At 35.3% G+C, this 14562-nt stretch carries 16 protein-coding genes; 13 read left to right on the forward strand and 3 right to left on the reverse strand.

The window, feature by feature from the left end:
• Positions 1 to 29: 29 nt before the first annotated feature.
• A complete protein-coding gene (locus ACKI2P_RS00135; protein WP_407374082.1) occupies positions 30 to 569 on the forward strand; it encodes a zinc ribbon domain-containing protein in 540 nt (179 codons plus the stop codon).
• On the opposite strand, the gene ACKI2P_RS00140 is transcribed toward ACKI2P_RS00135, so the two are convergent.
• Entirely contained in the window at positions 566 to 862 is a 297-nt protein-coding gene (locus ACKI2P_RS00140; RefSeq protein ID WP_407374084.1) for a hypothetical protein, read from the reverse strand. The two genes, ACKI2P_RS00135 and ACKI2P_RS00140, sit on opposite strands and share 4 nt — an antisense overlap.
• A gap of 86 nt (positions 863 to 948) precedes the next feature.
• Here ACKI2P_RS00140 and ACKI2P_RS00145 point away from each other — a divergent pair, with 86 nt between their 5' ends.
• The 12 genes from ACKI2P_RS00145 to ACKI2P_RS00200 all read left to right on the forward strand — a co-directional run bounded on the left by ACKI2P_RS00145 (position 949) and on the right by ACKI2P_RS00200 (position 11084).
• Complete coding sequence (locus ACKI2P_RS00145; RefSeq protein WP_407374086.1) at positions 949 to 2652, forward strand: ATP-binding cassette domain-containing protein; 1704 nt, start codon at positions 949 to 951, stop codon at positions 2650 to 2652.
• Position 2653: 1 nt separating this feature from the next.
• The gene (locus tag ACKI2P_RS00150) at positions 2654 to 3079 is read left to right on the forward strand and encodes a universal stress protein (RefSeq protein WP_407374087.1); all 426 of its coding nucleotides are present in this window, start codon (positions 2654 to 2656) and stop codon (positions 3077 to 3079) included.
• A gap of 122 nt (positions 3080 to 3201) precedes the next feature.
• Positions 3202 to 3369, forward strand: coding sequence for a 4Fe-4S binding protein (locus ACKI2P_RS00155; RefSeq protein ID WP_292744004.1), 168 nt, complete (start codon positions 3202 to 3204; stop codon positions 3367 to 3369).
• Positions 3370 to 3373: 4 nt separating this feature from the next.
• On the forward strand, positions 3374 to 4552 hold the full coding sequence (locus ACKI2P_RS00160) for an NAD(P)/FAD-dependent oxidoreductase (protein ID WP_407374089.1): 1179 nt from the start codon (positions 3374 to 3376) through the stop codon (positions 4550 to 4552).
• Positions 4553 to 4561: 9 nt separating this feature from the next.
• On the forward strand, positions 4562 to 5530 hold the full coding sequence (gene galE / locus ACKI2P_RS00165; RefSeq protein WP_407374091.1) for a UDP-glucose 4-epimerase GalE: 969 nt from the start codon (positions 4562 to 4564) through the stop codon (positions 5528 to 5530).
• A gap of 9 nt (positions 5531 to 5539) precedes the next feature.
• Positions 5540 to 6436, forward strand: coding sequence for a hypothetical protein (locus ACKI2P_RS00170; RefSeq protein ID WP_407374092.1), 897 nt, complete (start codon positions 5540 to 5542; stop codon positions 6434 to 6436).
• A 64-nt stretch (positions 6437 to 6500) separates the two neighbouring features.
• Positions 6501 to 7922, forward strand: coding sequence for an amidophosphoribosyltransferase (gene purF, locus ACKI2P_RS00175; RefSeq protein WP_407374094.1), 1422 nt, complete (start codon positions 6501 to 6503; stop codon positions 7920 to 7922).
• A gap of 6 nt (positions 7923 to 7928) precedes the next feature.
• Positions 7929 to 9176, forward strand: a complete 1248-nt coding sequence (locus ACKI2P_RS00180; protein ID WP_407374096.1) for a U32 family peptidase — start codon at positions 7929 to 7931, stop codon at positions 9174 to 9176.
• Complete coding sequence (cfbC, locus tag ACKI2P_RS00185) at positions 9169 to 9963, forward strand: Ni-sirohydrochlorin a,c-diamide reductive cyclase ATP-dependent reductase subunit (RefSeq protein ID WP_407374098.1); 795 nt, start codon at positions 9169 to 9171, stop codon at positions 9961 to 9963. Before ACKI2P_RS00180 ends, cfbC begins: the two co-directional genes overlap by 8 nt.
• Before the next feature lie 2 nt (positions 9964 to 9965).
• A complete protein-coding gene (locus ACKI2P_RS00190; protein WP_407374100.1) occupies positions 9966 to 10457 on the forward strand; it encodes a methylated-DNA--[protein]-cysteine S-methyltransferase in 492 nt (163 codons plus the stop codon).
• Between the two features lie 89 nt (positions 10458 to 10546).
• The gene (locus ACKI2P_RS00195) at positions 10547 to 10822 is read left to right on the forward strand and encodes a hypothetical protein (protein ID WP_407374101.1); all 276 of its coding nucleotides are present in this window, start codon (positions 10547 to 10549) and stop codon (positions 10820 to 10822) included.
• A 22-nt stretch (positions 10823 to 10844) separates the two neighbouring features.
• The gene (locus tag ACKI2P_RS00200) at positions 10845 to 11084 is read left to right on the forward strand and encodes a hypothetical protein (RefSeq protein WP_407374103.1); all 240 of its coding nucleotides are present in this window, start codon (positions 10845 to 10847) and stop codon (positions 11082 to 11084) included.
• Positions 11085 to 11107: 23 nt separating this feature from the next.
• On the opposite strand, the gene ACKI2P_RS00205 is transcribed toward ACKI2P_RS00200, so the two are convergent.
• Together ACKI2P_RS00205 and ACKI2P_RS00210 are read right to left on the reverse strand one after the other, a co-directional pair.
• On the reverse strand, positions 11108 to 12469 hold the full coding sequence (locus ACKI2P_RS00205) for an ATP-grasp domain-containing protein (protein WP_407374105.1): 1362 nt from the start codon (positions 12467 to 12469) through the stop codon (positions 11108 to 11110).
• A 423-nt stretch (positions 12470 to 12892) separates the two neighbouring features.
• Positions 12893 to 14389, reverse strand: a complete 1497-nt coding sequence (locus tag ACKI2P_RS00210) for a transposase (protein ID WP_407374107.1) — start codon at positions 14387 to 14389, stop codon at positions 12893 to 12895.
• Positions 14390 to 14562: the final 173 nt, after the last annotated feature.

The following is a 14562-nucleotide window of genomic DNA, read 5'->3' on the forward strand; positions in this document are numbered from 1 at the left end:
TTATAACAAAGTATATAGGAAATTGATTTATGGTAAAATGTCCAAGATGTGGATATGAAAATGCATCCTCATCTGTATATTGTGATAACTGTTCCTACCTTCTTCAGAACTCTCAGGCAAAAACTACTACTAGAAATGTGAAAAATGGTGCCTGGGCAGTAGGAATGGCGAAAAAAATAATACTGGTATTGGGAATAATTGTTGTAGCTTTTTTATTGTTTTCTTTTATAAACAATCATTTTCAACCGACAAGTGATGAATCACTGAATATTGTTGCTGATGATGGAACTCAACATCAATCTTCTACTTATCCTTACAAAGCGGTCATTAATTACAACGGTAACTGGTATGCTAAAATGGGTGACCCTAATTATATGATTGAAGAAACAGGTCACGGAATGGTGACATACTCTCTTGACTGTGCCGCCTGGGATGATGTGGAAATTGAGGCTGAAAAATATGATGGAGAAGGTGAACTTAAGATTCAACTTCTAAGAAATGGTAAGGTTGTAGCTGAAAATTCAACTACAGAAGAATTATCAAGTGTATCAATTGCTTATGATAGCTAAAATTGATTTACTTTCTCTTCCAGTAACTCTACCAACTCTTCGGTTTTGTAGAGTCTGATTTCCTGTTCGTCGTCACCCTTAAATATTTTGATAAAAGTGATTAGGTCATTGCATAATTGGTCGTATTGGATACTTAATGTATTGTAGTTAGACAGTAGTGCAAATGCTTTTTGCTGGTCTAATTTAGGATTGTCATTTAAAATACGTTCCATATTTGCAAAATGAGTTTCAATCATTATCTTTTCTTGTTCTAAGCTATCCATATATTCTTGAATTTTATTTTCGCTAGCCATTTTTATCACTTGGTTTAATGTATTGTTGTAAAAAATATAAATAGTTTCATGATTAATATTTAATTATTATTAAAGGGGCATGAAGAATGATAAAGGTAGAAAATGTTTATAAAGATTATGAATTAGATGATGGAACTAAAGTTAAAGCTTTAAACGATGTTAGTTTTGAGGTAAAGGAAGGTGAAATTCTGGGAATCATGGGGAAAAGTGGTTCCGGTAAAACTACACTTTTGAGAGCTTTGAGAGGTGTGGAACACATCGATTCAGGAAAAATCACTGTAGATAAGGTCAGTGTAGATGGAAATTCTTCTCAATTTTATTACAACCAACTTAAAAAGGAAACTGCTATTCATCTTCAAAGATCTTTTGGTTTATGGCCTGATACAGTTCGTGAAAACGTCTTAAGAAAACTGTATGCCAGAAGATACTTCGATGAAGGTGACACTAACTTTGAAGTGGCTGAAAGTGAATTCGGTGAAGAGGCAGATGAACTTCTGGAGCTTGTTTCACTCACCCATAAGGCTGACCACTATGCATCAGTTTTAAGTGGTGGTGAAAAGCAAAGGCTTATCATGGCCCGTCAGCTTGCAAAACGCCCTAAAGCATTACTTCTTGATGAACCAGCTACCATGGCATGCCCTAAAACAAAACAGGAAATATTGGATGCTGTTAAAAAAATCAATAAGGAATTGAATATTACTGTAGTTCTCGTTTCTCACTTACCTGATGTGCAAAAATACCTTGCTGACAGGGTAATTCTGCTTGAAGATGGTGAAATCGCCGATGAAGGAAGTCCTGAAGAAATCTGTGACAAGTTCATGAAAGATATGCAACCAATCGTCGACATTAAAAATATTGCAACCGATGAGGATTTAATCGAAGCCCGTAACATTAAAAAAAGGTTCTACCTGTTAACCGGTGGTGAAGTTCTTGAAATGGAGGACATCAACTTCAAGGTCCAAAACGAAAATATATTAAGCATTATCGGTCCGAGCGGTGCGGGAAAAACTGTCCTTTTAAGAATGCTTGGAGGCCTTGACTATCCTGATGACGGTGACATACTGTATTATGTTGACGATGAATGGAGTGACATCGAGGTTCCCGGCTTGAGCCGTATGAAAATACGTTCAAAATTAGGTTTCATGCATCAGGAGTTTTCTCTGGTTCATTATGCAACTGTTTTAAACCAGTTAGCTACTAGATTAGGATATAAAAATCAGGACATAGTAAAACAGGCACAGGAAAGAGCCAGAAAAGTTGGTATCGGTGAAGAATTGTTGGATTCATTTTATCTGTTAACCGATTTGCCTGAAACAGAAGCAAAATATCGTCTTGAACAAATCGGGCTTGATGCAGAAATTTTAAATGATCTGTTCCCGAGATTCCCTGAAACTGCAACAAAGGAAGCTGTCAAGGACATATTTGAAAGTCTTGATTTGGATATGGATATACTTTACAGGAAATCATATGAACTGTCAGGCGGTCAAAAAGTTCGTGTAATGCTTTCATTGATTTTAATTTCAAAACCTAAATTCCTGCTTTTAGATGAACCTTTTGGAGATTTGGATCCGGTTACATTAAGGGATGTTACAAATTCACTTAAAAAGATTTCCAAGGAATATGGAATTACCATTGTCATGATTTCACACAACACTGACTTCATCAAGGAATTGAGTAACAGGGCAATTTTCATGGATGACGGAAAAATCATCGATGACAGCGACAACATTGATGAGATTGTTGACAACTTCATTGATTTCTGTCATGCGGATTACCTGAAAGGTGATTAAGGTGTTTGACGTGATTATGGTTCCGGTTGACGGATCCGATTACGGTTATGCTGCTGCAGATATAGCCATTGAACTGGCCGAGAAATTTTCATCCAAGATTGCTGCGGTTCATGTTTTGGAAGAATTCTCATTTAACAGTTATGATGATGAGGAGGACTCCGGTGACGAAATTTTGGCAAAAATTACTCAAAAGGCTTCCGAAGTGGGTGTTGATGTGGTCGAGCATCTGCTTACGGCAGATCCTTTAAGAGACATGAATTTCATTGTCAAGCAAACAAGAGCTGATTTAGTTGTTATACATGCCCATGGGGCCAACAACAATCGTTTTGTTTCATTTGAAGACAATGAGGTTAGTGATACCCAAATAGGTTCTGTTTCAGAAAGACTTTTAAGAACTTGTGATGTTCCAGTATTATTGGTTAAATAATACTTTAAAACTTTTTTTTCTTTATTAAATTGTTTATTTTTTCTTATTTTAACTAAACTTATATATAGTATAAAAAACTAACTATTATAAAATAAATAAGTTATTCTTATGGAGATTTTAATATGATTGTAAAAGATTGGTGCTCATTCTGTGGGGAATGTGCCGGAGTATGTCCAAGAAACCTGATTCAAGTTAGAGAGTATTCATTGGTCTTTAACGATGACGACTGTAAAGATTGTGATACATGCATTAAAGCATGTCCTATTGATGCTTTAGAAAAAGAGGAATGATTATATGATTGAAACTGATGTAATAGTTGTTGGTTCCGGACCTGCAGGTTCTAGTGCTGCTAAACATGCTGCTTTAGGAGGAGCAAAAGTTATTTTGATGGATAAGAAATCCGAAATAGGTTCACCGAAAAGATGTGCTGAAGGTGTATCAATTCAAGGATTGGAAAAATTGGGAATTGAACCTTCCCCTCGCTGGGTAACCCAGGAAATTCAAGGTGTAAGATTAGTGGCACCTGACAGTACTGATGTTTGGTTAACCAAAGATGAAGTGAAATTGCCTGAAGCAGGTTATATTCTTGAAAGAAAAGTGTTTGATAAGCACATGGCAATGGATGCCGCAAGAGCAGGAGCTGAAATCAAAATCAAAACTCTTGTAACTGGTATAGAAAAAATAGATAACGGTTACATTGTCAAAACAGAATGCATGGGCGAAAAAATAGATTATCAATGTAAAATTCTAATCGCTGCAGACGGTCCGGAAGGACATGTTGCAAGATGGGCCGGTCTTAGACCTGCTGCAAAAGCAAAAGAAATGGAATCCGGTGTCCAATATGAAATGTGTAACGTTGAATTCGAAAGGCCTGGAGTCATCGAATTCTACTTCGGATCATGCGCACCTGGAGGATATGTATGGATTTTCCCTAAAGGTGATGACATTGCAAACGTCGGTTTGGCAATACTTCCTCACAAGGCTGAAAAAACCGCAAAAGAGTATTTGGATGATTTTGTAGCAACTTCCCCTTACCTTAAAAACGCTCAGGCTGTTGAATTGAATGTCGGAGGGGACCCTGTCGGAGGAATGACCAAAAAACTTTATGATGATAATATAATGGTTGTTGGAGATGCAGCAGGACAAGTCAATCCTTTGACTGGTGGTGGAATCATTTCCGGTATGACCGGTGGAATGTGCGCAGGCCAAGTGGCTGCTCAGGCTATCAAAGAGGACTGTTCCAAAAAATTCCTGAAACTATATGACCAAATGGCTCATGAAGAGCTTGACCATGAAATCAAAAGGTATAAAAAAGTTCAGGAGTACTTGCTGACCTTGTCTGATGATGAACTTGACAGCATTGCACATGCATTTGAAGACGAAAGCTTTGAAAAAATTTCAACAACTGAAATTGTTAAAAAATTAATCAAGATTTCTCCAAAAGCTTTGCTTAAATTAGGTAAATTCATCTAGGTGTTAAAATTGATTTTAGTTACTGGTGGAGCAGGTTATATTGGTTCTCATACCAATAAGGCATTGCACAATGCAGGTTATGATACTGTAGTTGTAGACAATCTTTGCAAAGGTTATGAAAACTTTGTTAAATGGGGTAACTTCGAAAACTATGACTTCGGTAAGGATAACATCAGAGAAGTTTTTGAAAAATATGACATTGAGGGCGTTATTCACTTTGCTGCTTTTTCATCAGTTGCGGAATCTGTTGAATTTCCACAAAAATATCTAAAAAACAATTACAAAAATACATTAAATCTCCTTAAAGTTATGAGAGAATTTGGCGTTGATAAATTTATTCTCTCATCAACTGCAGCAGTTTACGGAAACCCCGAAAAGATTCCAATCACTGAAGATACAGATTTAAAACCAATCAATCCTTACGGACACTCCAAGTTTATAACTGAAAAGGCTCTTGAAAGGGAAGCTGAAAAAGGTGACTTCAACTATGTGTCCTTAAGATATTTCAATGCTGCAGGCGCTGACTTTGACGGCGAAATTGGTGAACTGCACGATCCTGAAACCCATCTGATTCCGTTGGTGTTGGATGCGGCCATAGGAAAAAGGGACAGCATTTCCATTTTTGGCAGTGATTACGATACTCCTGACGGAACCTGTATTCGTGATTATATTCATGTAAATGACTTGGCGGATGCTCATATCAAGGCATATGAATACTTATGTAATGAAAAGGAATCCAACATATTTAATTTGGGAAATGGTGAAGGATATTCCGTTCGCGAAGTAATCGACATGTGCAAAAAGGTCACCAAATGTGATTTTGAAGTTAAGATGGATGATCGCCGGGAAGGTGATCCGGCCATTTTGATTGCTGATTCAACCAAAATCCATGAAAAACTGGGTTGGACTCCTCAATATGACTTGCAGCAGATTGTTGAGTCTGCATGGAAATGGCATGAAAAAATAAATAAGATTTAGGTAAATTTTATGGACAGTGAATCTCACGAATCTAAAATTGACGTTCGAATAATCGTTCAGGGACTGGATATTGCACAGCTTGTTTCAAAGGCAGTCAACAATATCCAGCTTGAAAGGGATTATAACATAATTGTTTCATCAATCATACCGACCACAGAATTGAGCATAGTCAAAAAAGTAGCTGGCGGTGCGGATATTCTGTTGATTGGAGGTTACGGTCATGATGAAACATACAATATTCTTTTTAATGAATTGAAAACTGATTTTAATCATGTTGGGCTGTTTGATTACAATAACATCATTGTTGAGGATGAATCCATTGATTTCAATCTGGCCGAAAAGGAAATTTTGAATTCAATAATAAGGTCTACACTATCTTATTCTCTAAATTTAATCAACATCCATACTTTAGAAAACAAACTAATGAAAGTAACTCATAACTATAACAATCTCCTTGATGACTATAATAAATTAATCAAAGAAAATGAAGTTTTAACACGTGAAAATAAGGACCTTATTGAAGACATGGACGAATTAAAATCCGATTTTTCATCATTCAAATTACGTTATGAGGATATCTATTCAAAGGAAATTCTGGAAATTTTTAATCTTGAGGAACTCTGGCAGGAACTGTTCAGGCAGGATTTGGTCGACAGCGAGAGAATTGTCATTGCAACAAATAAGTTCAGACCCGAAAACATAATAGTCGGTCAAAATTATATTGCTGCAGAATCCAAATCAAAGGCTATAGAATGGTTAAACATTGTCAGAACAGCATTAATCTTTGTTGATGATAATTCTGATGATTTAAAAAAAGAGTTAAATGAAAAAACTCCAGAAAAAGTTCCTGAAGTACGTGAAGATTATGATGATGTTTCCAGTGCCTTCGAGAATTTTTGGGATTAAAACCGAATTATTTTATACTAGTTTTAATTAAAATATTATTATACTATTTTATAGGAGTTTGCAAATGCAAGGTGAGATTGAAGATAAGTGTGGTATTGTTGGTATTCATTCACTGGATGAATCCAAAAATGTAGCCTCTTTTGTTTATTATTGTTTGTATGCTTTACAGCACAGAGGCCAAGAATCAGCTGGAATAGCTACTTTTAACTCTAAAAAAGGTTTGAATTTTTACTGTGGGATGGGTTTAATAACTGATGTATTTAGAGATTATGAAATCCATAATTTAACTGGAAATAAAGCAATTGGTCATGTAAGATATTCTACAACTGGTCAATCAAAATTAGAGAATTCACAACCTTTTGTAACTGATTTTGGTGATGGATTCATTGCAATGGCTCATAATGGAGATATTGTTAACTCTGAAGAGTTAAGAAATGAACTTATTGAAGACGGATTTTATTTCAAATCCGATTCTGATTCAGAAGTAATTTGTTATATGCTAAAACAGGCACATCACGATAATGAAAAGGATGTTTTAGAGGCCATTGAATCTGTCTGTAAAAGACTCGTAGGTTCATATGCATTAACAATTTTAATTGATGGTCAATTATATGCTGTAAGAGATCCTATGGGGATTAAACCTCTGGCTATTGCAAAAAGAGATGATGAATACATTTTAGCATCCGAAACTGTTGCATTCGATGTAATTAATGCAGAGTATATCAGAGACATAGTTCCTGGAGAAGTTGTTTACTTTGAGGGAAATGAAATCAAATCTCACATGCTGGAAAGTGCAGGAAAATGCAAACTCTCCCATTGTATGTTTGAATATGTTTATTTTGCAAGACCTGACAGTACAATTGACGGAATCAATGTTTATCAAACCAGGATGAACATCGGAAAGCAATTGCATGAACTGTATCCTATCGATGCGGATCTTGTTATCCCGGTTCCTGATTCATCAATTCCTGCGGCAATCGGTTATTCCAGAGCATCAGGAATTCCATATGGTGAAGGATTAATCAAAAATAGGTATGTTGGAAGGACATTCATCATGCCGACACAGGAAGAAAGGGAACTTGCAGTCAGGCTTAAATTGAATCCTATTAAAGAAGCAATTAAAGGCAAAAAGATTATTTTAATAGATGACAGTATTGTCAGAGGAACAACTTCAAAACAGCTTCTTGATCTTGTCAAGGAAGCGGGACCTGCTGAAATTCATTTCCTTGTTGGATGTCCTCCTGTAATCGCTCCATGTTATTATGGAGTTGCAATGGCAACTAAAAAAGAATTGATTGCAGCAAATTACAGTGTTGAAGAAATCCAGAAACAGTTGAACATTGATTCTTTAGGTTATATTACTTTGCCTGCATTGGTTAAAGCTATTGGAATGGATAAGGAAGATTTATGTTTAGGCTGTCTGAATGAGGAATATCCTACAGACCTTCCGGACAATATTGTAGCTGAATCATACTATAAACCTTAGATTTTTATGGTTGAACTATTAGCTCCTGCCGGAAACTTTATTTCATTGAGTGCAGTTTTAAAAAACGGCGCTGATGCAGTTTACTTTGGCCTTGATGATTATAACATGAGGGCCAATGCCAAAAATTTTTCTCTGGATGACTTGTCTGAAGTGTCTAAAATTGCAAGTGAGTACGGAGCTAAAACCTATTTATGTACAAATATAATTTTAAATGAAAAGTTAGCATCCGAATTGCAGTCAAATTTGGAAACTATATCTTCATCTGAAATAGATGGACTTATTTTATCTGATATCGGTTTGATTGAAGAAACTGTATCGCATGGCCTTGAAGCTCATATAAGCGTTCAGGAAAACGTTACAAATTCTTTTACCTTAAAAACACTTGAAAAGTTGGGTGCCAAAAGGGCAATCCTTTCACGTGAACTGTCACTTCGTGAAATAACAGACATTACCAAAAAATCCCCAATCGAAACAGAGATATTTGTTCATGGAGCAATCTGCATGGCAATATCCGGAAGATGTTTTTTAAGCTATGGATTGTATGGAAGAAGCGCCAACTGCGGTGACTGCCTGCAGCCTTGCCGCAAAAACTGGACATTGACGTATGAAGAGGGTGAAGACAGTGTCGTTAACTTTTCAGATGTTGAAGATGAGACATTTGTAATAACCGGCAGTGATGATGGAAGTTACAGAACCAACTTCTTTTCTCCAAAGGACATGTGCATGATTGAATACATTCCTGATTTGATAAAAAGTGGTGTTGCATCGTTCAAGATTGAAGGAAGGGCAAGGAGTCCGGATTATGGTGCAATGGTAACCGGAATATATCGGGAAGCAATTGACAGTTATGAAAATGACCCTTTGAATTATAAAGTTAAGGATTCCTGGATGGATGAACTTACAAGTGTATTTAACCGTGGTTTTGACACTAATTTTTATTTTAACACTCCATTTGAGACAAGTGAAGATAACCAATCTAAATACATCAAAAAAGACATAGGTCAGGTAGTAAATTATTACAGTAAGGTCAAAGCGGCCGAAATCAGAATATGGGATGGCCTGAAAATAGGTGATAGGATAATCATTCAGGGCCGAACCACCGGATCGATTACTCATACGATTGATTCCATGCAGATTGAAGGCAAGTCAGTTGACATGGTTGAAAAAGGATGCAATGTGGCAATTGCCATTCCCACAAAGGTAAGGGAAAACGATTTTGTTTATAAATTAGTTGAGAGGAATGCTGATGATTAAAAAAATAGCCATATATGGTAAGGGCGGAATTGGAAAAAGTACTACAGTAGCTAATCTGTCTGCTGTATGGGCCAGTGATGATTTGAACTGCTTGGTGATAGGGTGTGATCCAAAAGCAGATACTACAAGGACATTATATGGTTCAAGAATACCTACAGTTGTAAGCACAATCAAAAACAACAAAAATTACGAAAGAGATGATCTGGTATTCAAAGGATTTAAAGATATTTTATGCGTTGAAAGCGGAGGACCTGAACCTGGTGTCGGATGTGCCGGCCGTGGAGTAATCGTGGCAATGAAAAGACTTGAAAAACTCGGCATTTTCGATGAGGATTTGGATGTCGTTGTATATGACGTATTGGGTGATGTTGTCTGTGGCGGTTTTTCAGTGCCTTTGCGTGAAAAATATGCTGATGAAGTTTTAATTGTCACTTCTGGTGAATATATGGCATTGTATGCAGCAAACAATATTGTTAAGGGTGTTAAAAAACTTAAAGGAAATTTAAGTGGTATAGTGTGCAACTGCAGGAATGTCGACAATGAAGAGCAAATAGTCAACGACTTTGCAAAAAAGATAGGAACTCATGTAGTTGGTACAATTCATAGGAGTAATTTAATTCAGGATGCTGAATTAGATGCAAAAACCGTTGTAGAAAAATACCCTGAAAGTGAAGAAGCACAAGAATACAGAGACCTTGCTTCAAGTATTATGGCTAATGAAAATGTTGCCACACCGGAACCTATGGATGATGAAGAATTTGAGGAATTTTTCAAATCATATTTGTAGAAATGTATTTCTCAACTAATTATGAATCACCTTTGGGCAATCTATTCATTGTCAGTGACGCCAAATCCATTTGCGGAGTTTGGTTTTACAACCAAAAACATTTCAAATCATCAATCAAACAGGAAATTGTTGAAAATGATGATTTGCCTATTTTTAAAGTTGTCAAAAAATGGTTCGATGATTATTTCAATGGATTGAATCCAAAAATTGATTTTAAACTTAACCCTCATGGAAGTGAATTCAGATGTAGGGTTTGGGAGGTACTGCGCGAAATTCCCTATGGTGAATCTTTAACATATGGGGAAATTGCAAAAAGAATATCTCCAACAATGTCTGCTCAGGCGGTAGGGGGAGCCGTAGGTCACAATCCGATAGCCATTCTGATTCCATGCCATAGAGTGATGGGTGCCAAAGGGAAAATTACTGGATATGCTGCAGGTTTAGACAGAAAGATTGAGCTTCTGAAATTGGAAAAAATCGAATTTAAGTTGTAATTGTTGTTTTTGTCATCTCATAAAAAATTAGATAAATATAAATATCAAACTATTATTAATTCAATTATTTGTCTTTAAAGGTGAATCTCATGGAATTGAAAATTGATAAAAGCAGGTCAAACAGTTATTATGGAGAAGTTTTAGCTGTAATGTCAGATTATAACAAGTTAATGGATAATCCAAGACAAAAAATTAGGGGATTAACTTCTCAGGCAATTATTCTAATAGCTATTTCAATAGGTTTTTCTGGCAATATTTTCAATACTATATTTGAGGGACATGAGCTATACTCTCTATTTTTTTGTGGTTGTAATCTTTGCAATTGCATTTGTTTTGGCAATAACTTATTATTTTCTGATTCATAGAAGGATTTCTAATCTTAAAAACATGGGTTCTGAGAAAAAATTAATAATTGATGATGATTATGTAGAAATGGTCATTGGAAATGAAATAACAAGGATTGCAATTTCTGAAATTCAATATGTATTACTAAACAGGTATTCAATATGTTTCCTTCCAAAAAAATCATCATTGAAATTAATTGCAGTAGATATAGATTATAAGGATTCTGTAATTCAGGCCATTCCTGATAAAAGTCTGATTATTGATAACTCTAATTTATATTGATTTAAAATAAAAAAAGGTTGTAGCTATCTTCTTGATGCTACAATAATGTCTTTTATTCCGTAAGGAGGAAGTTCTATTTTCAAATCTTGAGCAATAAGCAAGGCTTCCATTCCCCTTCTTCCGCTGTTGAAGAGGTGATATGTTGTTTTTGGAATGAAAATTACTCCACCTGGCTTAATTTTTTCAAAAGTGGCCAATAATATTTTGATAAGATTTTTGAGATCATTTCTGATTATACTTTCGTTTAAGTTGACCATAATAAAATCAAAATCTCCTCCGATGTCCTCCAGTTGGTCCGGTCTGATTTGAAGGATTTCTTTTGAGTCGACAAATTGATCGGTTACAAAGAGTCCTGTTCCGTATTTTTCGCTGAATTGGATAAAATCCTGAAGTTCTTTCAAATAGACTTGTTCGTCTTCACTTTCGTTTGCATTTTCTTCATCATTCAAAATCAGTGAAAATGTATGTTTTTCAAGAGTTCTCAAGTAATTAATATTATCCTGAAGTATTGATCCATTTTCATTTACTAAAAATTCAATTCCGCATGCGGAGTCGACATCTTCAGTTTTGAAGTAAGTTCTTTTATCTTCAGCAGGAATATCATCCATTGAAAGTTGGAAGTGACTTTGTAATTTGATTGTTATGTTGTGTATTGGAGTTGATTTTGCTACAATGTCTCTCGGTACAATGAAGAACTTTAGTGCGCCGTGGGCAAATAACTCATATCTTTTTTTGCGCTGTTCTTTGAATCTTGCAGGTTTAAGATATGAATCCAGGATGCTGTCTGTTTCATGCTGGCCTGAAATTCTATCTAAAAATTCTGCAGGCATATGTCCTCCGCAAGGACGGCAGTTTACTTCAATAAGCACTGGTCCTTTATCATCAATCATATATTCTCCATGAATAGGCCCATATTTGATTCCAAGTGCATCAGCAACATCATATGCATATTCAACCATTTCCGCTTCCCCAATATTTAATTCATTTACGGTCTCGCAGGTATCGTAAATGATAGCTCCCTCTTCTGTTCTTATTTTATTGTATTTCCAAACAAGGGTTACGCGATGTTCTCCTTCACATGAAACGGTATTTACGATGTATTCATCACCTATGATACGTTCCTGAATTAACAATTCTTCAGTTTCATACCCATATGCGTTGGTTTTGTTGAATTGATCTTTAATAGATTCAATCATCTCTTCTCTGTTTGTACAGATACGGACATTTGCGGAACCTGCACTGTATATCGGTTTTATAACTACTTGAGTTAGTTGCTCATCATCATAAAATTTTATAGCTTCCTCAAGGCTGCGGATTACTTTTCCTCTGATATGACGAAGACCATGCTGTGCAATTTTGTTTTGCATTTCATGTTTTAATGTCATTGCATCAAGGTTTTCGATAGGATTGCACTTGAGGTTCAGGTCATGTGATAGTTTTGATGCGAGGATAACTCCCTTTTCATTTCCTGGAAGGACTAAAAGAGGATTGTATTTAGTGACTAGTTTAAGAGTGTCTTCATACTTGTCCTGTTCATAAATTATATCAAAATCATAGTTGATTTCTTTATAACATTCAACAACATCTTCCTTATAGAGTTCTCCTGCTTCAGTGTCACCGTATTGGGTTTCTAGAACAACTGGGTTATATCCTCTATTTACAATATCTTCAATAAAATTTACTCCTGTTGATCTGCATTCAACGATTATAATGTTTCTAATGGTATCACCTAAAATAAAATTTTTTTTAAAAGCAGAGGTTTAATAAAAAAAAGGGTGTCCGCCAAAACTGATTTTTGAGTGTGGAACCTAGAAAATGGTTACATCAAGCTTTAATTGGTGTGTAGTGGATATACTTTCACAGAAATCAACTATATCTTCTTTATTGTTTTTATTTCCTTGAATGAGATTGTATAGTCTTTTCATGTTGTACGCTAGTGCGTCTAGGTTGAGTCTTTCTTCGGTTTTTACCATTCCGATCACTATTTCTTGTTCTACATGGTATTGTTCTTTGAATATTCCGAATGGTCCTTCTACGCTTGGTCTTTTTTTGAATTCTTCTTTATATTCTTCTTTTTCCATTTTGAAGAACATTGCTCTTTCTAATCTTCCGCCGTTTTCTGTGATGGTTTTATGTGTTTGTTTGTCTGTTAAGCAGGATTTTCGGTGAATGCAGTATTTACATGCAGTGTAATTGTTGTAGAGTCTTTTTATTTTGTCGGGTTTGTCTGGGTCTTCGCTTGGTTGTGTGTATTCTTTGTAGAAGTACATTGGTTGTCCTGCTGGGCACATAAATAAGTCTAGGTCGGATATGTAGTAAAAGTGGTCTTTGTGGAATTGGTTTGGGTTCAATTTACCTATTTTTTCTTTGGATTGTTTTCTAGTTGGTATTAATCCATCTATACCTTTATTTACAAAGTAGGATAAGCTTATTTGGTTTAAGTATATTGTATCTGCACTTATGTGTTTTGGTACTTTTCCTATGTTGTTTATTGCTTTGTCAGCTACTTCTGGTAGTTGATAATGGTCTGTAGGGTTTTGTGTGACGTTTAATGCGCAGATTAGTTTGGTGTCGTAATCGACTGCAGATTGGATATTATAAGCAACCAGGAAGTTTCCTTTTTTGCCTTTCATCATGCGTGCTTCAATATCATTCATTGGTATTTTATCCTGTCCTGTGAATTTAAATTGAGTTCTGATGTCATATAATAATTCTAATTTTTCATCATTGGACATTTCCTTGTCATTTAGTATTTTTTGAGCAGGTTTATTGAGTTTCTCAAGCTTTTTAGGGTCAACTTCAAGTCCTTTGTAGAATTGGACCAGCAAATTGGTTTCTTTTTTGCTGATCATATTTTGGTTAGAATTAAATGCCTTTTTGATGGTACCATCAACTACAACATGATTAAATTCAGTGAATCCTTTTTTTACAGCCATTTTTAATGTCATTTGAAGCAATACTTCATAATAACGTCCAAATTCATCGCGATACCGTTGAATTGAACGTTCAGAGGGTTTAATTCTATCACAAACGAATTTATATATGTCATGGTACTTTGTCATTTCTGCAATAACTCTAGCACTTTCAATATGATCTATTTTTGCATAAACAAGTAATTTTAACATGGAACATGGAGGATATGAAGGCCTACCGCCTTTTTTCTTATTCTCTTTAATTCCCAAAATCGGATAACATTCTTCAATAAAATCAACCACAAAACGAGAAATATGATCCTTTGGAACATTAAAATCATGAGTCCTAATACCCAATTCAGCCTGATTCTTAATAACCTTCTTACTAACCATAAATAACCAACACACAATAACTTATACTTAATATAACATATGGATTATACTGAGTTATTTATATTTGGTTTTAGATATTTTTAGAATAGTAATATTTATATACTAGGATGTACATATGTTATATTAAGAATAAGTTATTGTGTGTTGGGTATTTATGCTTAGTAAGAAGGTTA

It is taken from the genome of Methanobrevibacter sp. (assembly GCF_045541095.1).
GTDB lineage: Archaea > Methanobacteriota > Methanobacteria > Methanobacteriales > Methanobacteriaceae > Methanocatella.

Bases quoted from the DNA above. Each gene is read 5' to 3' on its own strand.
- ACKI2P_RS00135 (WP_407374082.1), top strand. From the start codon at position 30: ATGGTAAAATGTCCAAGATGTGGATATGAAAATGCATCCTCATCTGTA.
- ACKI2P_RS00140 (WP_407374084.1), bottom strand. From the start codon at position 862: ATGGCTAGCGAAAATAAAATTCAAGAATATATGGATAGCTTAGAACAA.
- ACKI2P_RS00145 (WP_407374086.1), top strand. From the start codon at position 949: ATGATAAAGGTAGAAAATGTTTATAAAGATTATGAATTAGATGATGGA.
- ACKI2P_RS00155 (WP_292744004.1), top strand. From the start codon at position 3,202: ATGATTGTAAAAGATTGGTGCTCATTCTGTGGGGAATGTGCCGGAGTA.
- ACKI2P_RS00160 (WP_407374089.1), top strand. From the start codon at position 3,374: ATGATTGAAACTGATGTAATAGTTGTTGGTTCCGGACCTGCAGGTTCT.
- ACKI2P_RS00170 (WP_407374092.1), top strand. From the start codon at position 5,540: ATGGACAGTGAATCTCACGAATCTAAAATTGACGTTCGAATAATCGTT.
- purF (WP_407374094.1), top strand. From the start codon at position 6,501: ATGCAAGGTGAGATTGAAGATAAGTGTGGTATTGTTGGTATTCATTCA.
- ACKI2P_RS00180 (WP_407374096.1), top strand. From the start codon at position 7,929: ATGGTTGAACTATTAGCTCCTGCCGGAAACTTTATTTCATTGAGTGCA.
- cfbC (WP_407374098.1), top strand. From the start codon at position 9,169: ATGATTAAAAAAATAGCCATATATGGTAAGGGCGGAATTGGAAAAAGT.
- ACKI2P_RS00190 (WP_407374100.1), top strand. From the start codon at position 9,966: ATGTATTTCTCAACTAATTATGAATCACCTTTGGGCAATCTATTCATT.
- ACKI2P_RS00195 (WP_407374101.1), top strand. From the start codon at position 10,547: ATGGAATTGAAAATTGATAAAAGCAGGTCAAACAGTTATTATGGAGAA.
- ACKI2P_RS00200 (WP_407374103.1), top strand. From the start codon at position 10,845: ATGGGTTCTGAGAAAAAATTAATAATTGATGATGATTATGTAGAAATG.
- ACKI2P_RS00205 (WP_407374105.1), bottom strand. From the start codon at position 12,469: ATGACATTAAAACATGAAATGCAAAACAAAATTGCACAGCATGGTCTT.
- ACKI2P_RS00210 (WP_407374107.1), bottom strand. From the start codon at position 14,389: ATGGTTAGTAAGAAGGTTATTAAGAATCAGGCTGAATTGGGTATTAGG.